The sequence below is a fragment of the Yoonia sp. R2-816 genome (assembly GCF_046762905.1).
GTDB lineage: Bacteria > Pseudomonadota > Alphaproteobacteria > Rhodobacterales > Rhodobacteraceae > Yoonia.
Map to the genome: position 1 here is coordinate 101,283 of NZ_JBKQXN010000316.1, position 24,936 is coordinate 126,218.

The 24,936-nt window shown below is 59.5% G+C and carries 26 protein-coding genes and 1 pseudogene; 12 read left to right on the forward strand and 15 right to left on the reverse strand.

The genetic code is table 11. The features are described 5' to 3' along the window. Nucleotides 1–17: 17 nt before the first annotated feature. The 15 genes from ACFWW2_RS21585 to ACFWW2_RS21655 form a co-directional block, all read right to left on the reverse strand. Nucleotides 18–314: a chorismate mutase gene (locus ACFWW2_RS21585; RefSeq protein ID WP_393931719.1), complete on the reverse strand. Its 297-nt coding sequence runs from the start codon at nt 312–314 to the stop codon at nt 18–20. Continuing rightward, nucleotides 307–873 (reverse strand): GNAT family N-acetyltransferase, encoded by a 567-nt coding sequence (locus ACFWW2_RS21590; protein WP_393931721.1) that lies wholly within the window; start codon nt 871–873, stop codon nt 307–309. The genes ACFWW2_RS21585 and ACFWW2_RS21590 overlap by 8 nt, the downstream gene beginning before the upstream one ends. Further along, on the reverse strand, nt 870–1,376 hold the full coding sequence (locus tag ACFWW2_RS21595) for a GNAT family N-acetyltransferase (protein WP_393931723.1): 507 nt from the start codon (nt 1,374–1,376) through the stop codon (nt 870–872). The genes ACFWW2_RS21590 and ACFWW2_RS21595 overlap by 4 nt, the downstream gene beginning before the upstream one ends. Then, nucleotides 1,373–1,885: a GNAT family N-acetyltransferase gene (locus ACFWW2_RS21600; protein ID WP_393931725.1), complete on the reverse strand. Its 513-nt coding sequence runs from the start codon at nt 1,883–1,885 to the stop codon at nt 1,373–1,375. The genes ACFWW2_RS21595 and ACFWW2_RS21600 overlap by 4 nt, the downstream gene beginning before the upstream one ends. Beyond that, complete coding sequence (locus tag ACFWW2_RS21605; RefSeq protein WP_393931727.1) at nt 1,882–2,400, reverse strand: GNAT family N-acetyltransferase; 519 nt, start codon at nt 2,398–2,400, stop codon at nt 1,882–1,884. Before ACFWW2_RS21605 ends, ACFWW2_RS21600 begins: the two co-directional genes overlap by 4 nt. Beyond that, on the reverse strand, nt 2,397–2,906 hold the full coding sequence (locus tag ACFWW2_RS21610; RefSeq protein ID WP_393931729.1) for a GNAT family N-acetyltransferase: 510 nt from the start codon (nt 2,904–2,906) through the stop codon (nt 2,397–2,399). Before ACFWW2_RS21610 ends, ACFWW2_RS21605 begins: the two co-directional genes overlap by 4 nt. Next, nucleotides 2,903–3,412: a GNAT family N-acetyltransferase gene (locus ACFWW2_RS21615; protein ID WP_393931731.1), complete on the reverse strand. Its 510-nt coding sequence runs from the start codon at nt 3,410–3,412 to the stop codon at nt 2,903–2,905. Before ACFWW2_RS21615 ends, ACFWW2_RS21610 begins: the two co-directional genes overlap by 4 nt. Beyond that, entirely contained in the window at nt 3,409–3,957 is a 549-nt protein-coding gene (locus tag ACFWW2_RS21620) for a GNAT family N-acetyltransferase (protein WP_393931733.1), read from the reverse strand. The genes ACFWW2_RS21615 and ACFWW2_RS21620 overlap by 4 nt, the downstream gene beginning before the upstream one ends. A gap of 3 nt (nt 3,958–3,960) precedes the next feature. Continuing rightward, nucleotides 3,961–5,451: a signal recognition particle protein gene (gene ffh, locus ACFWW2_RS21625; protein ID WP_393931735.1), complete on the reverse strand. Its 1,491-nt coding sequence runs from the start codon at nt 5,449–5,451 to the stop codon at nt 3,961–3,963. A gap of 154 nt (nt 5,452–5,605) precedes the next feature. Continuing rightward, nucleotides 5,606–6,073 (reverse strand): hypothetical protein, encoded by a 468-nt coding sequence (locus tag ACFWW2_RS21630; RefSeq protein WP_393931737.1) that lies wholly within the window; start codon nt 6,071–6,073, stop codon nt 5,606–5,608. Between the two features lie 36 nt (nt 6,074–6,109). Beyond that, nucleotides 6,110–6,604, reverse strand: a complete 495-nt coding sequence (locus ACFWW2_RS21635; RefSeq protein WP_393931739.1) for a hypothetical protein — start codon at nt 6,602–6,604, stop codon at nt 6,110–6,112. A 23-nt stretch (nt 6,605–6,627) separates the two neighbouring features. Then, complete coding sequence (locus ACFWW2_RS21640; RefSeq protein ID WP_393931741.1) at nt 6,628–6,984, reverse strand: hypothetical protein; 357 nt, start codon at nt 6,982–6,984, stop codon at nt 6,628–6,630. 9 nt (nt 6,985–6,993) lie between these two features. Beyond that, on the reverse strand, nt 6,994–7,917 hold the full coding sequence (locus ACFWW2_RS21645; RefSeq protein ID WP_393931743.1) for an alpha/beta hydrolase: 924 nt from the start codon (nt 7,915–7,917) through the stop codon (nt 6,994–6,996). A 269-nt stretch (nt 7,918–8,186) separates the two neighbouring features. Beyond that, complete coding sequence (locus ACFWW2_RS21650; protein ID WP_393931745.1) at nt 8,187–8,375, reverse strand: hypothetical protein; 189 nt, start codon at nt 8,373–8,375, stop codon at nt 8,187–8,189. A 144-nt stretch (nt 8,376–8,519) separates the two neighbouring features. Next, nucleotides 8,520–9,062 carry an FMN-dependent NADH-azoreductase gene (locus tag ACFWW2_RS21655; protein WP_393931747.1) on the reverse strand — a complete coding sequence of 181 codons (543 nt, stop codon included), beginning with the start codon at nt 9,060–9,062 and terminating at the stop codon, nt 8,520–8,522. A 113-nt stretch (nt 9,063–9,175) separates the two neighbouring features. Between ACFWW2_RS21655 and ACFWW2_RS21660 the strand changes: the two genes are divergently transcribed. The 12 genes and pseudogenes from ACFWW2_RS21660 to cysG form a co-directional block, all read left to right on the forward strand. Then, on the forward strand, nt 9,176–10,054 hold the full coding sequence (locus ACFWW2_RS21660) for a LysR family transcriptional regulator (protein ID WP_393931872.1): 879 nt from the start codon (nt 9,176–9,178) through the stop codon (nt 10,052–10,054). Further along, nucleotides 10,054–10,929, forward strand: coding sequence for a DMT family transporter (locus ACFWW2_RS21665; RefSeq protein ID WP_393931749.1), 876 nt, complete (start codon nt 10,054–10,056; stop codon nt 10,927–10,929). Before ACFWW2_RS21660 ends, ACFWW2_RS21665 begins: the two co-directional genes overlap by 1 nt. 235 nt (nt 10,930–11,164) lie before the next feature. Then, a complete protein-coding gene (locus ACFWW2_RS21670; protein ID WP_393931751.1) occupies nt 11,165–11,749 on the forward strand; it encodes an ANTAR domain-containing response regulator in 585 nt (194 codons plus the stop codon). After that, entirely contained in the window at nt 11,746–12,882 is a 1,137-nt protein-coding gene (locus ACFWW2_RS21675) for a CmpA/NrtA family ABC transporter substrate-binding protein (protein ID WP_393931753.1), read from the forward strand. Before ACFWW2_RS21670 ends, ACFWW2_RS21675 begins: the two co-directional genes overlap by 4 nt. Before the next feature lie 261 nt (nt 12,883–13,143). Next, nucleotides 13,144–14,511: a CmpA/NrtA family ABC transporter substrate-binding protein gene (locus ACFWW2_RS21680; protein ID WP_393931755.1), complete on the forward strand. Its 1,368-nt coding sequence runs from the start codon at nt 13,144–13,146 to the stop codon at nt 14,509–14,511. A gap of 75 nt (nt 14,512–14,586) precedes the next feature. Further along, on the forward strand, nt 14,587–15,657 hold the full coding sequence (locus ACFWW2_RS21685; protein WP_393931757.1) for an ABC transporter permease: 1,071 nt from the start codon (nt 14,587–14,589) through the stop codon (nt 15,655–15,657). Between the two features lie 5 nt (nt 15,658–15,662). Then, complete coding sequence (locus tag ACFWW2_RS21690) at nt 15,663–17,366, forward strand: ABC transporter ATP-binding protein (RefSeq protein WP_393931759.1); 1,704 nt, start codon at nt 15,663–15,665, stop codon at nt 17,364–17,366. A 3-nt stretch (nt 17,367–17,369) separates the two neighbouring features. Next, on the forward strand, nt 17,370–19,799 hold the full coding sequence (gene nirB, locus ACFWW2_RS21695) for a nitrite reductase large subunit NirB (protein WP_393931761.1): 2,430 nt from the start codon (nt 17,370–17,372) through the stop codon (nt 19,797–19,799). After that, entirely contained in the window at nt 19,796–20,131 is a 336-nt protein-coding gene (gene nirD / locus ACFWW2_RS21700; protein WP_393931763.1) for a nitrite reductase small subunit NirD, read from the forward strand. The genes nirB and nirD overlap by 4 nt, the downstream gene beginning before the upstream one ends. Further along, nucleotides 20,128–22,704 carry a molybdopterin-dependent oxidoreductase gene (locus ACFWW2_RS21705; RefSeq protein WP_393931765.1) on the forward strand — a complete coding sequence of 859 codons (2,577 nt, stop codon included), beginning with the start codon at nt 20,128–20,130 and terminating at the stop codon, nt 22,702–22,704. Before nirD ends, ACFWW2_RS21705 begins: the two co-directional genes overlap by 4 nt. After that, nucleotides 22,701–23,636 (forward strand): glycosyl transferase family protein, encoded by a 936-nt coding sequence (locus ACFWW2_RS21710; RefSeq protein WP_393931767.1) that lies wholly within the window; start codon nt 22,701–22,703, stop codon nt 23,634–23,636. Before ACFWW2_RS21705 ends, ACFWW2_RS21710 begins: the two co-directional genes overlap by 4 nt. Next, nucleotides 23,633–24,712, forward strand: a pseudogene (cysG, locus tag ACFWW2_RS21715) (siroheme synthase CysG); the annotation flags it as partial. The gene ACFWW2_RS21710 and the pseudogene cysG, both read left to right, overlap by 4 nt. Nucleotides 24,713–24,936 lie beyond the last annotated feature (224 nt).

A 24,936-nucleotide genomic window follows, 5' to 3' on the forward strand; every position in this document is an offset into this window, starting at 1 on the left:
TTTGAGGGGGATGCCCCTCAGGATTGGTGTTGTTTGTGGTGTTGGATCACTTCCTGAATGATGAAGTTCAGGAATTTCTTGGCAAATTCCGGGTCAAGATCGGCCCGGTTTGCAAGATCGGTCAGCCGCGCGATCTGCTGTTCTTCGCGCGCGGGGTCGGACGGGGGCAGGGCGTGTTCGGCCTTGAGCCGACCCACAGCCTGTGTGTGCTTGAACCGCTCGCCCAATGTATAGACGAGGATGGCATCAAGCCGGTCGATGCTTTCGCGGTGGCCTTTCAGGACCTCTGCGGCACGGGCGACGGCATCAGTCATTGCTGCCTCCTTTACTGGTATAACGATAGGCGACCACATCATCGGTGCGGCGTGGATGCGGGGTGCCCTTCACGGCCCCCAGCTTTTCGGCGATGCGGATTGATGGCGTGTTCGCCTCTGCGATGTAGCTGACGAATGCGTCGCCATAGATATTGCGACACAACGGCAGCAGCGCCGATGCAGCCTCGGTCGCATAGCCATGCCCCTCGGCGGCTTCGGTCAGAAGCCAGCCCAGTTCCGGGTCCGGATCGCCAAACTCATGCCCCAGCAGGACCATGCCCTGCACGGCCCCATCCCGGGTACAGATCGTCAGCGCGCCATGGCCGCGCAGAACCCATCCTGCGACGAGCTGGTTGAAATCCAGCCAGGCGGCTTCCGGCGTGAAAGGCCCGCCAATATGGATCGAGCGATCGGTGGTCCAGATTGGCTCCAGCACTGCCCAGTCGTCGATCCGGGGCAGGCGCAGGATCAACCGGTCGGTTTCAATCACCGGCACGGCGTTCTGCAGGGCCTTGATCTGGTCCAGCGTTTTTATGGGGCGGTTCGTCCAGGGCGTCATGCTGCACCCCGCATGTGACGAAAAACGAAGGTATCGTCACCGTCGCCATCAGCTTTTGCAGCATTTGGGTCTCGCACACCGCCCAGCTTTTCGGCCACCCGGATGGACGCTGCATTTTCCACATGCACATAGCTTACGATTGTGGCCAGATCGGTTGTCGCAAATGTATGATCCAGCATTGTCCGACCGGCCTCGGTCGCCAGCCCAAGGCCGTCGAAACCATCAAAAACGAACCAGCCGCATTCAGGCTCAGGAAAATGGGGCGGATGCACAAGGCCGACGCCACCGGCAAGCTTGCCGTCATAAACCATCGCCAAGGTTCCAAACCCATAAAGAGCCCATGTTGCCACATCATTTGTGAACCACGCCCAGGCCTTATCGCGGTCAAAAGGCCCACCCATGTAACAGGCACGCTCTGAGGCCATGAACGCCGCATAGGTGTCAAAATCATCGCGCCGGTAGGGGCGCAGGGTCAGCCGTTTGGTCTGCAAGGTCGGGATCATGCGCAATCCCCCGGTGCCGGATGCCGCCAGATATGCAGGGTGCCATAGGTCGGATGGTCATAGGTTTCGCCGTCCATGCACCCCATGCGCCGGGCCAGTGCGACGGAGCGCGTATTGGATGGATCAATAAGGCTGACCGCAGTGGTCCAACCCAGCGTGTCGTAGGCGTAGGCGCGCGACGCCATTGCAGCCTCATAGGCGATCCCGCGCCCTTCTCCCGCTTCAAAGACAGACCATGCGATTTCCGGTTCCGGCCAATCCTCGGGATAGAACAACCCGACGATGCCCAGTGGTTGATCGGTCTCGCGATCCGCCACCATCCATCGGCCATAGCCGCGCAAGGTCCAATGTCCGATGATCTCGGCCAATTGGTCAAAGGCTTGGGCGCGGGTGTAGGGCCCGCCAAGCAGCTTGGCCCGGTCCGATGCGCGGAACGCGGCGTAAGCGTCAAAATCGTCCCAACAGGGCGCGCGCAGCGTCAGCCGCTCTGTCTGAAGCACGGGGATCATGCCGACACCTCCGGTACAGGATGCCGATAGACCAGCGTATCCGGGTAAGCCTCTGGCTTGGGGGCATTATCGTCACGCACCGCCCCCAGCTTCTCCGCCAAACGGATCGAACGTGTGTTCTCTGGCGCGATATAGCTGACAGCCGTGTGCCAGCCCAGCACCTCATAGGCATGTTTCACGGCTGCGGCGGCCGCCTCAGTCGCCACGCCTTTGCCTTCCAGATCACCTGAAAGGATGATCCAGCCAATCTCTGTCTCGGGCCAATCCACCGGGGTCCACGGGCCGATCAGACCAACCGCCCTATCATCGCCGCGCAGGGTGACGGTCCACATGCCATAGCCATGGATCTCCCAATGGCCCAGCTCTGAAGCGAAATGGCGCCAGCTTTTGCCCAGCGTGGCAGGACCACCCAATGAGGCCGCGCGTTCCGAAATATAGAAGTCACGGAATGCTGGCCAGTCGGCAGGTGTCGGGCGGCGCAGGATCAAGCGCGGCGTCTGCAAGGTCGCGGTCATGCGCCAACCCCCGGATGCCGGTAGATTGTGACACTGACATCGCTGTCATATGCTTTTTCACCATCCGGCACACAGCCCAGCTTTTCAGCCAGCGCGACAGAGCGGGTGTTTTCCGAGGCGATCAGCGACATTAGCGGGGCAAAGCCAAGTGTCCGATAGGCATACTCGCGAACTGCCAGAACCGCCTCATGGGCAAGGCCCTTGCCTTCGAAACGCTCGTAGACCGCCCAAGCCAGTTCCGGTTCGTTCAGATCAATCGGATGGCGCAGCTGTGTACGTCCGACCGGCGCGCCGGTGGCTGTTTCGGTCATGAAGAAGGCACCGTACCCGCGGGCGATCCACTGACCGAGACCTTGCATGCAACTGTCCCAACTGTCGCGGGGGTCATCCGTCGGGCCGCCCAGAAACCTGGAGCGATCCGTGGCGCAAAATGCATGAAACGCCTCGTAATGCGCCATGCTGAACGGGCCCAGCGTCAGCCGAGATGTGGTGAGGGTGGGGATCATGACGCGTCCGCCATGAAACGATAGGTGACGGTTGGTTTGTCATTGGGCGGTTGGGCTGCCGGATCAACCGTGGCGCCGAGGCGTTCAGCGACACGCATCGAGGCGGCGTTGTCGGGGTGGATATGGGCGACGACGGTCTTTAGATCAGTTCTTTGCCAGGTCCACGGGATCAGGACGCGCATCGCTTCGGTAACATATCCCTCACCTTCAAACCGTTCGTCCCAAAGGCTCCATCCAAACTCCGGTTCCGGCCAGGTTATCGGATACCATGGCCCAAACATACCGATTACGGTGCCATCATGCAGACAGGCGGTGAATGAAGAATAACCGCGCAAAATCCACAGGCCGGTCACATGACCCAATGCATGTGAGATAGTTGCGCGATCTGTGATCGGACCGCCAACATATTGCGACCGGTCACTGCGCAGATATGCTTCGAATACCGGAAAATCCTCCAGCTTTGGCACCCGCAGCGTCAGCCGCTCTGTTGTCAGAGTCGGGATCATGCGCGCACCTTGTCCAGTTGGACCTTGGCGCGCGTGTCGTCATAGCGCAGGTGGCGGAATACGATGACCTTCTCGTCCTGTACCGTGGCGCGGCGTTCTTCCTTGCAGCCCAGCCGGGTGGCCAATTTGATCGAGCGGAAATTGGTGGGGGCGATCAGTGAAATCAGTGGCTCCAGCCCCAGTTCCTTGCCGGCCCATTCGCGCACGGCGCAGGCCGCCTCGAACGCAAAGGATTTGCCTTCGAACCCGTCATACATATGCCAGGCCAGTTCCGGCTGCGGCCATTCGATATGGTTGAGAATGCCGACGCGCCCCGCCGCAATGCCGGAATCCTTTTCCACGACGGTGAAAAACCCGTAACCGTGCCAGTTCCAATGCCCGATCCCCGCCAGAAACCCGCGCCATGCATTGCCCTCAGTGTCGTTACCGCCCACATGCACCATACGTTCAGAGCGCGTCAGCCAAGCGGTAAAGGCCGCGAGATCGCGTTTCTCTGGACCGCGCAGGATCAGCCGCGCCGTGGTGAGGGTGGGGGCGGGGGTCATCGGTTACTTCTTCTTTCCAAACCCTGACAGTCCGGGGGGCAGCTGCATACCGCCGCCGCCCAGTCCGGGCAGACCGCCCGGCATCTTGCCTTGCAGTTCCTTTGCGGCCTGAGCCATCGCCTCGGGGTCGTTCATGTCGGGCATGCCGCCGCCCTTGCCGAACATGCCCTTCATGGCCTGTTTCAGCATGCCGCCCTTGCCCATCTTCTTCATCATCCCCGCCATCTGCTTGTGCTGTTTCACAAGGCGGTTGAGTTCGGACACTTCCAGACCGGCCCCTTTGGCGATGCGTTTCTTGCGGCTGGCGGCGAGCAGATCGGGGTTGGCCCGTTCTGCCTTGGTCATTGAATTGATCAGGGCGATCTGGCGTTTCAGGATGCTGTCATCGAACCCCGCCTGATCCATCTGCTTGGCCATTTTCGCGGCGCCGGGCATCATGCCCATCATCCCTTCCATGCCGCCCATCTTCATCATCTGTTCAAGCTGCATTTTTAGATCATTCATGTTGAACCGGCCCTTCTGGAACCGCTTCATCATGCGTTCGGCCTGTTCGGCCTCGATCGTTTCCTGCGCCTTTTCGACAAGGGCCACGATATCGCCCATGCCAAGGATACGGCCCGCGATCCGTTCCGGCTCGAACGTCTCGATCGCGTCCATCTTTTCGCCCAGACCGACAAAGCGGATCGGCTTGCCGGTAATCGCCCGCATCGACAGGGCCGCACCGCCGCGCCCGTCACCGTCCATCCGGGTCAGGACCACGCCGGTCACGCCGATCTTGTCGTCGAATTCCTGCGCGACATTCACCGCGTCCTGACCGGTCAGGCCGTCGACCACCAGTAGCGTCTCGCGCGGGTTGGCGACATCGCGCACCTCGGCGGCCTGCGCGATCAGTTCCTGATCGATATGCAAGCGGCCCGCGGTGTCGAGCATATAGACATCGTAACCACCCAAAGACGCCTGCGTCTTGGCCCGTTTCGCGATCTGCACCGGGGTTTCACCGGGAACAATCGGCAGGGTATCCACGCCGATCTGCCCGCCAAGGATAGCCAGCTGCTCCATCGCGGCAGGGCGGTTGGTGTCGAGCGAGGCCATCAGCACCCGCTTGCCCTCGCGCTCTTTCAGCCGCTTGGCCAGCTTCGCGGTCGTGGTCGTCTTACCCGACCCCTGCAGACCGACCATCAGGATCGGGGCCGGGGGATTGTCGATCTTCAGCGCGCCGGGGTCGGCATCGCCGGTCAGCACATGTTTCAGTTCATCATGGACGATCTTGACGACCTGCTGGCCGGGGGTGATTGATTTGGTGACCGCCTGACCGGTCGCCTTGTCCTGCACAGCCTTCACGAAATCGCGGGCGACGGGCAGGGACACGTCAGCCTCCAGCAAGGCCACCCGCACCTCGCGCAGGGCGGTTTTGACATCATCCTCGGACAGCGCACCCTGCTTGGTCAGCTTGTCGAAAACACCAGACAGGCGTTCGGAGAGATTTTCAAACATCGGCCAAGGCCCTCACGTCGTTTCGGTTGCCACGCATATATAAGAACGCGCGGCCAAATGCAGTAGCGCCCCCGTGGGCGCAACGCGCTGACGGAGGGCGATCCCCTGATATCGGGGACCGGAAAGCTGATGCAATCCGGGTGTTGGGGCGCGTTTACGCCTGCCTTTGGCCTGAGTCAACATCCATGGCCAGCCAAGCGTTAATCACGTCAACCGTTCGCTGCGCCCCGGTCCCGCCTGTATAAACCTCGGTCACCGGGTGAATCCCTGCGTCCATGCCGCCGTCCAGTACGAGGGCGACCCGATATGTCTCGCCATCATTGGAATGGTTGGTCTGCACCATGGCGCGGCTCAGATGGTGCAAGTCATGCCTGATCTTGCGGCGACCCCGTACCGTCGCATGGCGCAACTCCAGCAGATTGCGGCTGCGGTCAAGGATAAGGTCATCGCGGCGCACGAAGACGGCAAAAAAGATACCCATAAAAACCGGCCCAAACAGAAACATCATCGCGGCGGTATCGTATTGCCCCGCGGCCAGGTTTTTCAGTCCCGCAGCCGAAAGGCCAAGGATCGTCGCAGCAAAGATGACCCCCAGCACCCAGGGGACTGATCGAAGGATCAACTGTTGAGGGCTATTGCGGACAATCGTCATGTCCGCCTAACCCGCAACACGCAGGCCAGACACACCCAGCCAGCGATTGATCGCGGCTGCGTCCCGTTCCGCATCCGGGCCTTCGATGAATATCTCGGTCACTGGCGCGGTGTCACGATGCACGCCGTTGTCCAGCTCAAGAACGGCGCGATATGCCGGATCGCCGTGGCGCATCCGGCGGCTTTGCACGATAGCGCGGCGCAGGTGATGCAGGCAATGCTGCTTTGTCTGATGGCCCAGAACACTTGCGTGATAAAGCTCGACCAGATTGCGCTGCCGATCCAGCACCAGATCGTCACGCCGGACAAACATGACAAAGAAAAGACCGGTAAATCCGGGCCCGAAGGCAAAACACAGGAAGGCCGCGCCGGTATTGTCTCCGGCCATCAGGTGCAAACCCAGACCGGTCAGCAGAATGATGACCGCCACCAGCACCGCGCCCAGCACCCATGGGGCCGATTGCAGGACAAGAATATCCGGCTGATTTCGCACAATCTTCATAGCTTACAGGTAAGCGGACCTGCCTAACGGATCAAGCGCAGCAACTGATCGCGATGCACCCAGGCCACCGTGGCCGACCCCGCCATCAACACCAGCAAGTGCCAATAAGGCGGGCCGACCCAGATCAGCAGCGCGCTCAGTCCGATGATCATCGTGCCCAGCAATAGCAAGCCGGCGAAACCTTCCGCACCACGCCTCCACAGAAGGGCGGCCCCCAGAACCTCGACCGATCCGGTGATATAGCGGGGGAACTGGCCAAACCCGATCGCCTCGTAAATCCCGACATCGACGTGATAGCTCAGCAGCTTGCGCAGCCCGAAATAAAGAAAGGCCACCGTCAGCGCGGCTTTGAGAAGGGTCAGGGCAGTGGTCCGTGTCATCTCCCTCAGTTAGGGCGATTTTGGCGAAGTCACGCGCTGAATGAACTGCCCGATTTCGGCGACGGACGCGTCCGCCTCGGGGCTGCGCCCCACATTCAGATGCCAGACATGAGTGCGGCCATGGCTAATCTCCAACGTCACCGGAACCCCCTGCGCGCGCAGGGCATCGGCGATGGCGCGCGCATCATCGAGCAGTATTTCTGTATCATCGGCATGGATCAGACAGGGTGGCGCGCCATTAAAATCGCCCAGCACTGGCGACAATTCAGGGTCTGCCGTATCATGGCCTGCGCGATAGGCCTCCTTCCCGCGTCGCGCCCAACTGGGGGCGACGAGGTGGTCGGACTTTGCATTTGTGCGCAGGGACGCGCCGGTCATCCGCATATCGGTCAGCGGCGACAGGGCCACCACTGCGGCAGGCCGGGGCAGGTCACGGCTGCAAATGCGGTGCAGCAAGGCAAAAACCAGATTGCCGCCCGCACTGTCCCCGGCAATGCTGATCGGCCCCGCGTCCGGATCAGCGCAAAGGGCCTGATAAGCGACAGTCGCCTGATCCAAGGCGATGGGATAGGGGTGTTCCGGGGCCAGCCCGTAATGCAGGAAATACGCCCGCTGCCCGGCGGCGTCGCCCAAGCGGGCGACCAGATGCCGGTACATGCGCAAATTGCCGATCATGAACGCCCCGCCATGTAGATAAAGCATCGTGCCGCCGGCGGGGTCCGGGCCCGTCTGGCAAAGTGTCACCTGCACCGTTTCATCGGCATGGGTCAGCGTCCGGTCGGTCAGCCGCAAATCGGCCGGTGTTTTGAGCGTCAGAACGGCGTTCAGATCAGCCACCTTACGGGCCAGCGGCTGATATCCGATCAGGGCAAGTGCCGGTTTTTGCACCAGACGGGCATAGATGTTCCAGAATTTCTGTTGACGCGATAGCATGGGCGCACTCTTGCGGTGATGGGCAATGCGGTCAAGCGGTGGCTGACAGCGGCGCGCCGGGTTGCTAAGACATTGCTTCGATTGATGCGGCGTGCGCAGAACACCCCGGCGGCACCTATGTCGGAGGCTTCGCCGAAATTGCTGCAACCAAGCAGAAATATCACTAACAGGTGGGATGGTAGCAAGGCTTAGCGGCCCGGAGACCTCAGTTATCGCAGAACTGAAAAGCCTTGCGCGCCACGCTTTGATGACGAATTCTGTAGAAGTGTTCAGAGCAGGAGGTTTCTTTTTTGCCGTGCAGTGAAGACTTTGTTTGGGTTCATTTGGTTTTTTGGCCAATGGTGATCCTGCTGACTTACATTGTGTCCCGCCACAATCGCTTTGGCCTTAAGGATGCTATCTTGGCGGCGGTCGGCATGAAAAAGTTTGACCGAACTCTTGCGATCAACGCTTTGCATGCGTTGACTATCCTGTTGCCGTTAGGTCTCACGGTTTGGATCATTCAATCCTGTCCGGCTTGAGCGACCCGCCACCGGCCCTGCAGACCGGATCGCGGCCTACCAGAACATGCCTTATCTGATGATGACGGAGTGGCGCAAACCTTAGGCGGCCTGCGCTGCAATCACATCCTTGACCACATGCACGGTGATATCCTCGATCCCGATGAACCGCAGCACCTGCCGCAGATGCGGGGTGGCGAAATCCACGGGGCTGTCCACCGGCACGCCGCCGGAGGCAACGGCGACCACCGCCCTTTTCCCCTCCAGCAGGCCAACCGGACCATCCTCGGAATAGGCAAAGGTCACTTTGGGCCGCGCGATCAGGTCGATCCAAGCTTTAAGCGCGGCGGGCATGCCGAAATTGTACATCGGCATCCCGATTACAACGGTATCAGCGGCCTTCAGCTCTGCGATCAGTTCATCAGACAATGCCAGCGCAGCCCGGTCTGCGTCAGTGCGGTCAGACTCGGGCACCATGCGCGCAGTGATCCATGTGCCGTCCACCTGCGGCAGCGGCGTTGCGGCCAGATCGCGGGTGATGACCCTGGTCGGGTCCATGTCGGCAATCAGCCGTGCCGTTGCAGCGCGGGATACGGAACCGTCAGTGGTGCCAGAGGCGTTGATATGCAGGATAGTATGGGTCATCGGATGCTCCTTGAGCGTGTAAATACTCTGTGATCCCTTATTTACTTCTTGTGCTCACGAACGAAATGCCTGATTTCTAACATCACATGTTTGCCAGCGCACAGGATACGCAGATGGACAATTGGGATGAAATCAGGACCGCCTTTCAGGTCGCGCGCAAAGGCACCGTCAGCGGCGCGGCCGAGCAATTGGGGGTCCACCACGCTACCGTAATCCGCCATATCGATGCGCTGGAACAGCGGCTGGGGGTCAAACTGTTCCAGCGGCATGCGCGAGGTTACACCGCGACCGAAGCCGGGCAGGACCTCTTGCAGGTGGCGCAGGCCACCGATGATCAGTTCACCCAACTGGCAGGCCGGATCAAAGGGCAGGGCGAAGGGGTCTCGGGCGATCTGGTGGTCACTTCCCTTGGCATGGCATCGCGTATGCTGACACCGATCCTGGTCGATTTTCAGGCCGAACATCCCGAGGTGCGGATCCGCTACCGGACCGGCGACCGGGTGTTCCGGCTGGAATATGGTGAGGCGCATGTGGCGATCCGGGCCGGAACCATGCCGGAAGAACCGGACAATGTGGTTCAGCCTTTCATGCATCAGCAGATGGCGTTGGTCGCCTCTGACGCCTATGTGGCGCGGCACGGGCTGCCTGACGGGATCGACGACTTCAAGAACCATCATTTCGTCGTCCATGACAATGATAACAGCCGGGCCCCCTTTGCGCGCTGGCTGCGCGGCATGGTGTCGGATGATCGGTTTACCTATCGCGCCACTGATAACCGCAACATGCTGGATGCGATTCTGGCCGGGGCAGGAGTCGGCTTTGTGTTGGCCCAGGAACTGGCGCGGCATCCCGACCTGACCGAGGTAATCCCCCAGCAAGAGGAATGGGCGGCCCCACTCTGGCTGGTGACCCATGTGGATCTGCACCGGACGACCAAGGTGCAGGCCTTCCTGAAATTCCTCAAGGCCCGCATGAAAAGCATGGAAACCTGATGGCCCCGGCCCGTGCGGGCCATCTGGCTATGCTGCTGTTCTCGCTTCTTGTGGCGGGATCCTTTGCGCTGGGGGCGCAGGCGGCCAACCAGATCAGCCCGACAGCGCTGAACGCCGTGCGGTTCTGGATTGCCGTGGTCATCATCGGGGTCGCGGCGCTGGCCACGACTGGGCTACCGCGCAGCGCGGCAGCGGCCCCTTGGCGTTATGTGGTGCTGGCGGGGTTCTTTACCACCTATTTTGTGCTGATGTTCGAAGGGCTGAAAACCGCAGCCCCGGTCAGTGCCGCTGCCGTTTTTACACTTACGCCGATCCTATCCGCCGGGTTCGGCTATATCCTTCTGCGGCAGGTTCTGACCCCGCGCATGGCACGGGCGCTGACCATCGGGGCGCTGGGCGCGCTCTGGGTGATTTTCCGGGCCGATATTCAGGCGATCCTGCGGTTCAAGGTCGGGCAGGGTGAAGTCATCTATTTCTGGGGCTGCATGGCCCACGCGATCTATACGCCGCTGGTGCGCAAACTGAACCGGGGAGAGCCCGCAGTGGTCTTCACCTTCGGCACCTTGCTGGCAGGGGCGGTGATGCTGACGGCATGGGGATGGGGCGACATCCGGGCGACAGACTGGACAGCCTTGTCGCCTATCGTCTGGGTGACAATCGGCTACACGGCGATCTTTGCCAGCGCGGCCACGTTCACCCTGCTGCAATTTGCCACCCTGCGACTGCCAAGCTCCAAGGTGATGGCCTACACCTACCTGACGCCAAGCTGGGTGATCGTATGGGACCTTGCCCTTGGCGGCACGGCACCGCCCGCACTGGTCCTGGCTGGGCTGGTCCTGACAGTGGTGGCGCTGGCGATGTTGTTGCGGGACTAGGTGGTGGCGCGGTGTTTTTTGAGGATATAGCGCAGTGATCTCGTTTGAGGTCCAACGTTTTGCTTCGCTTGGCTGATCGGTCAGATACTGCGGCAGATAAGCCATTGACGCACTGCACTGACATTCAGCAGGTCCACCACCATCGGCACAAATAATGGGCGAATACGTTGTCCCTGATTTTTGAAATGCGTGCACATGCATGGACGCTGGGCCCGGTCGCGATCAAGACGGTCCGATGAATAGTGATCTGCGTATCCTTGTTGTCGAATCCGTGCCGGAGCGCGCGCGCGACATCATGTCGGCGCTGAATGCCGCCGGTTGGACGGATGTCAAAGCGTTGGCTCAAATCGCGGCGCTGGATCGCACGGTCCGGGAGTACGTGCCTGATATCGTGTTGATAGATCTGGCAAATCCTGACCGTGACACGCTTGAACATATCTCTCATGCGACCGAAACCAGCAAACGCGCTGTGGCGCTTTTTGTCGATCATACGGATCACAACCTGACCAAGGCCGCCCTGAATGCGGGCGTCAGCGCCTATGTTGTTGATGGCCTGAAGATGGAGCGGATCAAGCCGGTCCTTGAAACAGCTATCGCCCGTTTCAAGGTGATGCGGCAGCTGCAGTCGGAACTGGATGCGGCCAAACAGGCGCTGGAGGATCGCAAGACGATTGATCGTGCAAAAGGTATCCTGATGCGCCAGCGGCAGGTGTCAGAGGACGAAGCATATCGGCTGTTGCGCAAGGCTGCGATGGACAAAAGCCGCAAGGTGATTGACGTAGCCCAAGCGCTTGTCACCGCGGCGGATCTGCTATCATGACCGGTACCGTCCTGAATTGCGGCTATGTGCCGCTTGTCGATTGCGGGCCGCTTGTCATTGCAAAGGAATTGGGTTTCGCGGCAGAACAGGGTCTGGCATTGAATCTTGTCCGGCAACCATCATGGTCGGCATTGCGGGATATGCTGGCGCTGGGGCATCTTGATGCGGCGCAAATGTTGTCGCCGATGGCGGTGGCGATGTCGATTGGGCTTGGTGGACTGCCCGCCCGTATTGATGCGCTGATGGTGTTGTCGGTGAACGGCACTGTCTTTGGCCTTTCCAACGCAGTCGCCAAGGAGTTGGGCACCCTTCCGTTTGGCGATGCCCGCGCCATTTTGACCGCTCTTGCCGCGCGTGGTGGTAAGCCATTGCGGATCGGCGTGCCATTCCATTACTCCATGCACCGGCTGCTGTTGTCCTACTGGACCTCTGCTGCGCCGATCCTGACGATTGAGGAGGTTACCGTGCCACCCCCGCGTATGGCTGATGCGGTGGCGGACGGGTTTGTGGATGCGTTCTGGGTGGGTGAACCCTGGGGCAGTGTGGCAGTGCAGCATGATGTTGCGCAATTGATGATGACTGGTCGCGATGTCTGGCAGTTTGCACCTGAAAAGGTCCTTGCCGTGCGCCACGAATGGGTTGAGCGGAACGAAGATATGGCGCGCAGGCTGATGCGCGCGGTGTTTCACGCCTCTGCCTGGCTTGATGCGCCCAGAAACAAGCCGCTGGCTGTCGAAATCCTGGGACGCAGCGAACATCTGAGCATGTCATCCGATCTGATTGACCCCGCTCTGACCGGGCATATTGTTCCTAAACATGACGCCCCGCCTGTGGCCGTCGAACGCTTTTTGCAGTTCCATAAGCACGCGGCCAGCTTTCCCTGGCGCAGTCAAGCCGCCTGGATCGCCCATCAACTGGGGGCAGATGCCGCCGGTGTGGAAACGGCCAAGGCCAGTTTTCGCTCCGATCTTTACCGTCAGAACCTCGCCGATATCGGGGCTGACATGCCCGGCGCATCCGAGAAGGAGGAAGGCTCCTTGCGGTTTGAAACCGCTGTCGCCTCATCGCGGGGTCATATGATTCTTGCCCCAGATGCCTTCTTTGACGGCAGAACCTTTGATTTTGCCCAGTGACCGCGATGAATTCTTGGGCAGTTTCTGCATTGCCGCATAATTCTTGCGGCAACGCAGAAAAACCCATTGCTTGCCCTGACGCTCGCAATGCACCCTTGCTACAAGGGGCAACGATGCCCGCCAATTCGCGCTGACCAAAGCTGGCAGCGCTCTACTCAAGAGCAAAGCCGCTCGTTTGGAACACGGATCTCCTCCCCCGTGGACCTAACGTGCGGCTTTTTTTGTTTTTGCCCTGCCGGGCTTTGAAAGGGACCTATGATAATGAAGACACTTTCGATTTTGTTGGCGACGTCCAGCCTTCTGGCGAACGCAGCCTCTGCCGAGATGCTGGAGCTTGAAAAGGAGGATCTGACCCTTGGATTTATCAAGCTGACAGACATGGCCCCATTGGCGGTTGCCTATGAGCTGGGGTATTTCGAGGATGAAGGGTTGTTTGTCACGCTCGAAGCGCAAGCCAACTGGAAAGTGCTGCTTGACGGGGTGATCAGTGGTCAGCTTGACGGGGCGCATATGTTGGCCGGTCAGCCCTTGGCCGCGACCATCGGGTATGGCACCGAGGCGCATATCATCACACCGTTTTCGATGGACCTGAATGGCAATGCGATCACGGTTTCCAATGAAATCTGGGAGGAGATGAAGCCGAATGTGCCGTTGATGGACGATGGCCGCCCGCAACATCCGATCAGCGCCAGCGCGTTGGTCCCTGTGGTTGAGGATTACAAAGATCAGGGCATCCCGTTCAACATGGGCATGGTCTTTCCCGTCTCCACCCATAACTACGAAATCCGTTACTGGCTGGCGGCTGGCGGGCTGGAACCCGGCTATTACAGCCCACAGGACATCTCCGGCCAGATTGGTGCTGATGTGCTGCTGTCCGTGACCCCGCCCCCTCAGATGCCCGCCACGATGGAAGCCGGTACGATCTTTGGCTACGCGGTGGGTGAGCCGTGGAACCAGCAGGCCGTGTTCAAAGGCATCGGCGTGCCGGTCATCACCGATTACGACATGTGGAAAAACAACCCCGAAAAGGTGTTCGGGATCACCGCAGAGTTCGCTGAGGAAAACCCCAACACCACGCTGGCCCTGACCAAGGCGCTGATCCGTGCCGCGATGTGGTTGGATGAAAACGACAACGCCAACCGTCCCGAGGCGGTCGAAATCCTCGCCCGCTCTGAATATGTGGGGGCGGATTACGAGGTAATCGCCAATTCGATGACGGGGTTCTTTGAATTCGAGAAGGGCGATGTGCGCCCGGCCCCAGATTTCAACGTCTTCTTTCGCTACAACGCGACTTACCCATTCTATTCAGACGCGATCTGGTATCTGACCCAGATGCGCCGCTGGGGCCAGATCGCAGAACCGAAATCTGACGAATGGTTCTTTGAAACCGCTGCCGAGGTTTATCGCCCCGATATCTATCTGGAAGCCGCGCGGATTCTGGTGGACGAAGGCATCGCGAATGAAGCCGACTTCCCATGGAATAGTGACGGCTTCAAGGATCCGACACCGGCTAGCGATATCATCGACGGTATTCCTTACGATGGTCGTCAGCCCAACGCCTATATCGACAGTCTGCCAATCGGCCTGAAGGGTGAGCAGATCGTCGTGGGTAGCGAGATCCAAGGCTAACCCAACCGCATAACGTATGTACGGCATTATTAGGCCGTGCATACGCATCCTGTACGCGAAAAACCGAGGCATCCGATGACCGCAATCGACCCAGATACACTCGACACCGAAGCCCGCCGCGCCCGGCGCTTCACCCGGATCAACAAGGCTGATGCATGGTTTCAGGTCCTCGGCCTTGCCTGGCTGACCCCGATCCTGAAAGCCGCGGCTGGTGACAACCCCAAGGCGCAGGCTGGCGAAATCTGGCGCCTTTTGGGGGTGCCTGTTCTGGCCATCGGGCTTTTCCTTTTGGCATGGGGCACGCTGGCACCCAAGGTGCAGACATCGCTTGGCGCCGTCCCCGGCCCGGTTCAGGTCTGGGAACAGGTTGGAGCGCTGCATGCCGATGCCCTGCGCGAGGCTGAAAAAGAGGTCGCGTTCTACGAACGTCAGGATGCCCGCAACGCCGAACACATTGCCAATGGCGATACCGACCGGGTGCGCGACCGGGTGTATACCGGAAAACCAACTTATTACGATCAAATCTGGACCAGCATTCAGACCGTCTTCTTCGGCTTCCTGCTCGCCTCAATCATCGCCATCCCACTGGGCATCATGGCGGGTCTAAGTGCGACGGCCAACGCCGCGTTGAACCCGCTGATCCAGATTTTCAAACCCGTCTCGCCACTGGCCTGGCTGCCCATTGTGACCATGATCGTGTCGGCCACCTATGCCAGCGACGGGTTCTTTGCGAAATCCTTTCTCGTTTCTGCAATCACGGTCACTCTGTGTTCGCTTTGGCCCACATTAATCAACACTGCGCTGGGTGTTGCCAGTATCGACAAAGACCTCGTGAATGTCTCCAAGGTATTGAAAATGAACACCTATACCAAGATCACGAAACTGGTCCTACCATCGGCGCTGCCCTTGATCTTCACCGGGCTGCGCCTCTCGCTCGGGGTCGGTTGGATGGTCCTGATCGCGGCCGAGATGCTGGCCCAGAACCCGGGCCTTGGCAAATTTGTCTGGGATGAATTCCAGAACGGATCGTCGCAGTCATTGGCCCGGATCATGGTGGCCGTGCTGACCATCGGGATCATCGGCTTCATCCTCGACCGGATCATGTACGCGCTCCAGTCGCTTTTCACCTTCACGAATAACCGGTGAGCGGCATGAGTATCCTGAAACTTGAGAACGTTTCCAAGAGCTTCGGTGAAGGCATCCATGCCACCGCCGTCCTCAAGGACATCAACCTTGAAGTGGCAGAAGGGGAGTTTCTTGTTCTGCTTGGCTTCTCTGGCACCGGCAAAACGACCCTCATCAACATGCTCGCCGGGCTCGATACGCCCAGCAAAGGTCGGGCCACGTTCAAAGGCACGCCGATCACCGCACCGGGGCCGGAGCGGGGAGTGATCTTTCAAAGCTATTCGCTGATGCCGTGGCTCACGGTCAGCGGCAATGTGGGGCTGGCGGTTGATACGGTCTTTCCCAAACTGACCAAAGCGGAGCGGGCAGAGAAGGTCGCCCATTACGTCAAGATGGTGGGCCTCAGCCACGCCGCGACACGCCGCCCTGCAGAGCTTTCGGGCGGTATGCGCCAACGTGTTAACGTCGCGCGCGCGTTGGCGATGAACCCAGAAGTCCTGCTGCTGGATGAACCGCTTTCCGCGCTGGATGCGCTGACCCGCGCCAATTTGGCCGATGAGATCGAGCATATCTGGGAGGCTGACAAGAAAACCTGTGTGCTGATCACCAACGATGTGGACGAGGCGATCATCCTTGCTGACCGCATCATCGCACTGAACCCGGACGGGACGCTGGGTGAGGAATTCAAGGTCAGCATCCCGCGTCCGCGTGACCGCATTGCGATGAACCATAATGAGACATTCAAGCGTTTGCGTGCGGATGTGACCACTTATCTGATGGATGTGGGGATCGAGGCGAAAGTCGAAGGGACGCGCCTGCTGCCGGATGTGACACCGATCCACGGGGTGCCTGCCGCTGTCGCCAAATCGCAGGAAGGGATGATCGAAAACCGCTTCCTTGATTTTTCACAGCTCGACAAAGTGTATCCAACGCCCAAAGGGCCGCTGACAGTGGTCGAAAACTTCGATCTGAAGATCAACAAGTGCGAATTTATCAGCCTGATAGGCCATTCCGGCTGCGGCAAATCCACGGTTCTGACTATGGCTGCGGGCCTGAATGAAATCAGCAAAGGTGCGATTAAACTCGACGGCCGCCATGTAGAAGGGGCTGATCCCGAACGTGCCGTAGTTTTCCAGTCGCCCAATCTGTTCCCGTGGCTGACGGCCAAGGAAAACGTGGCGATCGGGGTAGACAAGGTTTACCCCCGAGCGTCCCGCGCCGAACGGCAGGATGTGGTTGAATACTATCTAGAACGCGTCGGTTTGGCCGACGCGATGGACAAGAGTGCAGCGGACCTGTCCAACGGTATGAAACAGCGCGTCGGCATCGCGCGGGCCTTTGCCCTGTCGCCGAAACTGCTTTTGCTGGATGAACCCTTTGGCATGCTCGACAGCCTCACCCGGTGGGAACTGCAGGAAGTTCTGATGGAGGTCTGGTCGCGGACTAAAGTGACCGCCATCTGCGTCACGCATGATGTGGACGAGGCGATTTTGCTGGCCGATCGCGTTGTCATGATGACCAACGGCCCACAGGCGACCATCGGCAAGATCACAGATGTCGACCTGCCGCGACCCCGCACCCGCAAGGCGCTGCTCGAACATCCTGACTATTATGCATACCGGCAAGAAGTCCTGGATTTCCTTGAGGAGTACGAACACGGCAATGCGCCTAAATCGCCCACCTCTGGCAGGACACCGAAGCCGAAACCCAACGCGATTGCAGCGGAGTAGGACATGACCCAGAAACTTGTTGTCATTGGCGCTGGCATGGCTTCGGGCCGTGTGCTCGAACATCTGTTCGAAGCGAACGCCGGCTATGACGTGACCCTGTTCAACGCCGAAGCACGCGGGAACTACAACCGCATCATGCTGTCGCCGGTTCTGTCGGGCGAAAAGACCTATGAAGAGATCGTGACCCATGACGCCGATTGGTACGAAGCAAACGGCGTGACCTGCCGGTTTGGCGAGCATGTGACGGCGATTGATCGGGAGGCCAAAACTGTCACCGGTCAGAACGGCACCGTTGCCTATGACAAGCTCTTGATCGCCACCGGCTCTGCCCCCTTTATCATTCCGGTGCAGGGTAAAGACCTGCCCGGTGTGATCACCTATCGCGATCTGGATGACACCAATGCGATGATTGATGCCGCCGCCAAAGGAGGCAAGGCCGTGGTTATTGGCGGCGGTCTTCTGGGGTTGGAAGCGGCTGCAGGCCTCGCCGAACGCGGCATGGAGGTGACCGTGCTGCACCTGATGAGCCATCTGATGGAGCGGCAGCTTGATGAAAGTGCCGGGTTCCTGTTGCGCCGTGACCTGCAAAACAAGGGCGTCAGGATCATCTGCCAGGCTTCTACAGCGGCGATTTTGGGTGAAACCCATGTCGAAGGTGTGATGCTGGAAGACAATACCGGGCTTGAGGCCGACCTGGTTGTCATGGCCGTGGGCATCCGCCCTGAAACCCGTCTGGCCACCGATGCTGGGTTGGAGGTTGCGCGCGGCATCGAGGTGAACGCACAGATGCAGACCTCTGATCCGGATATATATGCCGTGGGCGAATGCGTCGAGTTTGACGGTCATCTCTTTGGACTGGTCGCACCTCTTTACGATCAGGCCAGGGTCGTGGCTGACAGTCTGATGGATGAACCGAATGCCTTTGTGGTCAAGGAACTGGCCACCAAGCTGAAGGTCACTGGCTGCGACCTGTTCAGCGCGGGCGATTTCGCGGATGGGGACGGGCGCGAGGATATCGTTTTCCGCGATCCGGCGCGCGGCGTCTACCGCAGGCTTGTCATTGATGATGACGTGCTGATTGGGGCGGTGATGTATGGCGATACTGCCGACAGCAACTGGTTCTTCGGGCTGATCAAAGATAAGACCGATATTTCGGATATGCGCGACACGCTGATCTTTGGCCCAGCCTATCAGGGGGGGACCCCCCTGGACCCTTTAGCAGCTGTTGCAGCCTTACCGCGTGATGCGGAGATCTGTGGCTGCAACGGTATCTGCAAAGGGCAAATCGAAGACGCCATCGCGGCGGGCGCCACTGATCTGGGCGCCGTGCGGGCAACCACCAAGGCATCGGGGTCCTGCGGGACATGTACCGGGCTGGTCGAACAGGTGCTGGCGGTAACACTGGGCGATGATTTTGTCATGCCTGCCGCGCAATCCATCTGCGCCTGTACCGATATGACCCATGAAGACGTGCGGCGCATGATCAAGTCGCGCGCGCTGAAATCAATGCCTGCTGTCTGGCAGGAATGTGGGTGGAAAACATCCTGCGGCTGTCACGTGTGCCGACCGGCCTTGAATTTCTATCTGTTGGCGGATTGGCCGTTGGACTATGCCGACGACCCCCAAAGCCGCTTTGTCAACGAACGTAAGCATGCGAATATTCAAAAGGACGGCACATTCAGCGTGGTGCCGCGCATGTGGGGTGGGATCACCACGCCGGATGAATTGCGCGCGATTGCAGATGCGGCGGACAAATACGCCGTGCCTACGGTCAAGGTCACGGGCGGTCAGCGCATTGACCTGCTGGGCGTCCGGAGTGAGGACCTGCCCCATATCTGGGCTGATCTGAACGCGGCGGGCATGGTATCGGGTCATGCCTATTCCAAGGGGTTGCGGACGGTCAAAACCTGCGTCGGCACTGATCATTGTCGCTTTGGCACGCAGGACAGCACCGGTCTGGGTATCAAGCTGGAAAAGACGCTTTGGGGGTCCTGGACACCGCACAAGCTGAAGCTCGCCGTCTCGGGCTGCCCGCGCAATTGTGCAGAGGCGACTTGCAAGGATATCGGCGTCGTTTGTGTGGATTCCGGATATCAGGTCAGTATCGGCGGGGCCGCTGGCATGGATGTCAAGGAAACCGAGCTTCTGGTGCAGGTCGCGACCGAGGATGACGTAATCGCCGTGATCAAAGCGGTCACGCAGCTTTACCGCGAAAACGCCAAATATCTCGACCGGATCTACAAATGGATGGCCAAGGTCGGGCTTGAGTGGATCAAAGAGCAAATCGACAACCCGCAGACGCGACAGGCCTTGGTTGACCGCTTTGAGCTGAGCCAGTCGATCTATCGCAAGGACCCCTGGGCGGAACATGCCGCGGATAAGTCGGAAAGCTATCAGCCGCTTGCAAACCTTGCGCTGGAGGCGGCGGAATGACCAATTGGATTGATATTGCGGCCCTTGATGACATCCCGCAGCGGGGCGCGCGAGTAGTCAAAACGTCCGACGGCTGTGTTGCGGTCTTTCGCACTGCCGACGACGAAATCTTTGCGCTGAATAACGCCTGTCCGCATAAGGCAGGCCCTTTGGCAGAAGGGATCGTGCATGGCAAATCGGTCACCTGCCCGCTGCATAACTGGGTGATCTCGCTCGAAACCGGGCAGGCGCAGGGCGAAGATGATGGCCAGGTTACCACCTATCCAGCGCGCGTTGAAAACGGGCGTATTTTGCTGGACCGGTCGTTTTTGAGCGCACGGGCGGCGGCATGAACCTGACCCGCACCACCTGCCCCTATTGCGGCGTTGGCTGCGGCGTCCTTGCCGGGGCTGACGGCACGATCAAGGGTGACCCTGATCATCCGGCAAACTTTGGGCGGCTCTGTTCGAAGGGGGCCGCGTTGGGTGAAACGATTGACCTTGATGGACGTCTTTTGCATCCCAAGATTGACGGCCAGCAGGCCCGTTGGGATGAAGCGCTTGATCTCGTAGCGGACAAGTTCAGTGCCGCGATTGCCGAACACGGCCCTGACAGCGTGGCATTCTATGCCTCGGGTCAGTTGTTGACTGAGGATTATTATGTCGCCAATAAGCTGATGAAAGGCTTTATCGGCGCGGCGAATATCGACACGAATTCAAGGCTTTGCATGGCGTCATCTGTCGCCGGGCACAAGCGTGCCTTTGGCACCGATACGGTTCCCGGCACTTATGCGGACCTTGAAGAGGCGGACCTGATCGTGCTGGTCGGATCCAACCTGGCCTGGTGTCATCCTGTCCTGTTTCAGCGGATTGCCGCAGCGAAAGACGCGCGGCCAGAGATGCGTGTCGTCAATATCGATCCGCGCCGCACCGCGACGACCGACCTTGCCGATCTGCATTTGCAGATTGCCCCTGATGGGGATGTCGCCCTGTTCAACGGGCTTATGGCGCATTTGGCCGCTGGCGGACACCTGGACCATGAATTCATCAGGCATCACGTTAACGGGCTACAAGAGGCGTTGACCGCAGCCCACCACACTGACCTTATCAACACCGGCCTGAGCGCGCAGGATCGTGCGGCATTCTACAGGCTTTGGGCCGCCACACCAAAGGTCGTCACTGTCTATTCGCAGGGTGTCAACCAATCCGCGTGCGGTACGGATAAGGTGAATGCGATCCTCAACTGTCATCTGGCCACAGGGCGCATTGGCAAACCCGGCATGGGGCCGTTTTCCGTCACCGGCCAACCAAATGCTATGGGCGGCCGTGAGGTGGGTGGGCTGGCCAACATGCTCGCCAACCATCTGGAACTGGATAATCCGGATCACCGGCAGGCGGTGCGAGATTTTTGGAACAGCCCCACCATATGTACAAAGCCTGGGCTGAAGGCCGTTGATCTATTCAAGGCGTGCGCCAATGGCGATATCAAGGCGCTTTGGGTGATATCCACCAACCCGGCGGTATCCCTGCCCGATTCCGAGGGTGTTGCTGCGGCAATCGCAAATGTGCCCTTTGTTGTCACCTCTGAAATTATGGAAAACACCGACACCACGGATTTGTCCCATGTCTGCCTGCCTGCGACGGGCTGGGGCGAAAAGGATGGCACAGTCACCAATTCCGAACGTCGCCTTTCACGCCAACGGGCCTTTTTGCCAGCGCCCGGATCAGCCCGCCCTGACTGGGCGATTATCAGCGATGTGGCGACGCGCATGGGTTTCGGGCATGCGTTTGCTTACAAGACACCGGCCGATGTCTTTGCCGAGTATATTGCCCTTGATGCGGCCACATCGCAGTTTCCGCGCGACCTGGATCTGAGCATCTTTGCCGATGTCGACTATACCCGTCTGGTACCGACCCAATGGCCACAGAATGACCACCGGTTCTTTTCGGATGGGCGGTTTTACCACCCTGATGGCAAGGCGCGCATGATCCCGGTCAAGGCACCGCAGCGGAAGCACCAAGGGTTTGCGCTGAACACGGGCCGCAATCGCGACCAGTGGCACACAATGACGCGCACGGGAAAATCCGCGCGGCTGGGGGCGCATCTAGCTGAACCATATGTTGAGATGCACCCACAAGACGCCGCATCGCTTGAGGTGGGTGCCGGTGCCCTTGTCCGCGTCGAAAGCATTTATGGCGGCGCAATCCTGCGTGCGCTGGTCACACCGCGCGTAGCACCGGGCCAGCTATTCGCCCCGATGCACTGGACCCGTCAGCGCACGACCTCTGGCATGGTCAACAGCCTGACGGCACCTGTAACTGATCCTATCTCCGGCCAGCCCGCGCTGAAATCCTGTGCAGTCACAGCAACGCTTTATAAACCCAAATGGTATGGCTTTCTTGCCTGTGCGAACCAGCCAAAGCCGCAGACCCCTTATGCGGCCATCGCCCGCACGCAAACTGGATGGCAGGTCGAACTGGCCGGCAGCCAAACGCCGACATGCTGGGAAGCTGAAGCGCGTAGGCTTTCAGGACAGGCGATTGGTGATGTATCGATCCAGATTGACCCCACTGCAGCGATGGTACGTGTTGCCATCGCGGAAAACGATCGGATCACTGCCCTTTTGTTCGTGGCCGCTACCCCGGTGGTCCTGTCGCGTTCGGCCATAATCGGTTTTATCGGCACCAGCACACCGCCTTTGATCGCGCTCGCCGGTCGCAGCGCGGCTGATATGCCCGATGTGGGCGCGACCGTCTGCGCATGTTTCAATGTTGGTCGCAACACGCTTCTTGCCGCGGTGGCAAATGGGGCGCGCAGTGTCGCCGCCCTGGGCGAGGCTACATGCGCAGGAACCAACTGCGGTTCCTGCAAGCCCGAACTTACCGCGCTTTTGGCAGAGGCATCGATTCCGATGGCTGCGGAATGAGCCTCGCACCGTTTGTCCGTATCGTCGCTCGGGGAAAAGGCCGCGCGCGCGCCATGACCATGGCAGAGGCGCAAGAGGCGATGACCCTGATCCTCAACGGTGAAGCGGCCCCCGAAGCGATCGGTGCCCTTTTGATGGTCATGCGATTGCGGGGCGAGACACCTGCGGAAATCGCGGGCTTCACGGCTGCTTTGCGGGACCATGTCCATGGGAAACTTCCATCTGCCGACCTCGACTGGCCCTCATATGCGGCGGGCCGCAGTCGGGGTGCCCCGCTTTTCCTGCTGGCCGCCCGGTTGGTGGGCCAGGCAGGTTACCGCGTTGCGATGCATGGCCAGAATGCGCATCAATCGCCGGGGGGCAGCATCCGCGAGGCGCTGGATATCGCGGGACCTTCGGTCACCTACCATGCTTTGGAAACACTCAGCTCCGCAGCCCATACGCTGCTGAATTTGCGGGACAGCCTTGGGCTTCGGTCCTGTATCAATACCGTGCTTCGCATGTGGAACCCTGCACAAGCACCTGCAACAGTGCAGGGCGTTTTCCATCCGTCCTATCGGGGCTTACAAGCACAGGCCGCAGAGTTACTGGGCCAGCGTGATCTGAGTATCATCAAAGGGGGCGGCGGTGAGTTCGAGCGGCATCCGTCCAAGGCGATCACCGTCTTTGGCTTGCGCGATGGTGCGCATATCCAGGAAATCGCCGCGCCCATTCTGCAGGATACCCGTCGCTTGCACGAAGCGGGCCGTAGCATTGATCTGCGAGCGCTCTGGTATGGGACGGAGCATGATCCATTCGCCATCGCCACTGTCACTGGTACCGCCGCGGTGGCGCTTTGGACGCTCAAAGCCGCACCAACGCTGGTTGATGCGCATCACATGGCCAAAGGTCTGTGGGATGCCCGCCACCAACATGAAAGCATGTCGGCATGAAAACCTTTCCCATGTTTCTTCGGATGACCGGTCGCCGCGTTGTCATCGTTGGCGGAGGCGAGCAAGCCGCGCAAAAGGCACGCCTAATCCTGAAAACAGAGGCCAAGGTGATTGTTCTGGCACCGGTCCTCGAGGCTGAACTCGCCGATCTTGCCGCTGCGGACCGCATCATGCACCAGACCGGTCGCATTTCGGGTCATAGTTTTGCCGATAGCGCGCTGGTTTTCATTGCCACCGGTTGCCCCGGCATCGACATGGCTTTACATGCCCTGGCCAAGGATGCGGGTGCGACTGTGAATGTCGTCGACCAGCCACTGCTTTGCGACGCTATCACACCATCGATCGTGGATCGTGATCCGGTTGTTGTAGCGATCGGAACCGAAGGGACAGCACCTGTCCTGGCCCGTCAGATCAAGACCAAACTGGAAGAGATGCTTGAGCCGCGACTGGGTGATCTTGCAGCACTTGCAGGACGTTTGCGAAACGCCGCATCAATGCGGCTGGCCCCGCGGACCCGTCGTGATCTGTGGCGATGGGTGTTCAATGATAGTCCGCGTCGTCTGTTTGCAAGCGGTGCAGAACGTGACGCCGCCAGACTTATCAAAACCGCTATTGAGACTGGCGAGTTCGGCCAGAAAACTGGTGGCAGCGTCAGTATTGTCGGTGCTGGCCCCGGTGCCAAAGACCTGATCACCCTGCGCGGGGTACAGCGGCTGCAAGAAGCGGATGTCATTTACTATGACAGGTTGCTTGATCCTGAAATCCTTGAACTGGCCCGCCGGGATGCGGAACGCATTTATGTTGGTAAAGCTCCAGGCTGTCCCAGTTGGCCACAGGAAAAGATCATACAAACCCTCGTCGCCACGGCCAAACGCGGGCATCGTGTGGTTCGTTTGAAATGTGGTGACCCGGGTATCTTCGGCCGGACCACCGAGGAGACCGACGCGATCAAAGCAAACGGCATCCCTTTTGAAGTTGTCCCGGGCGTCACTGCGGCTTGTGCGGCTGCTGCGAGCATGGTTCAAGGCCTCACAGAACGCGGCGAGATGAACTCATCAGTTTTTATGACTGGAAACTGAGCATAAGGGTTTGCAGAGTCTAACGCCACCAGGCAAATGAAAACGGGCGACTCTACTGCCCTCTATATAATGGTTGTCGCGGCGCAAAATGACATTCCGAACCGGCGTAGTTGAAAGAGGCGAGCTAGATTTGGTCATATTTTGGCCAATTTGTGCACTCTTTCTTGGTCTTTAATGCCTAACTGAATCGAGCCACGAGTTGGTTGCAATGCTTTCGCGAA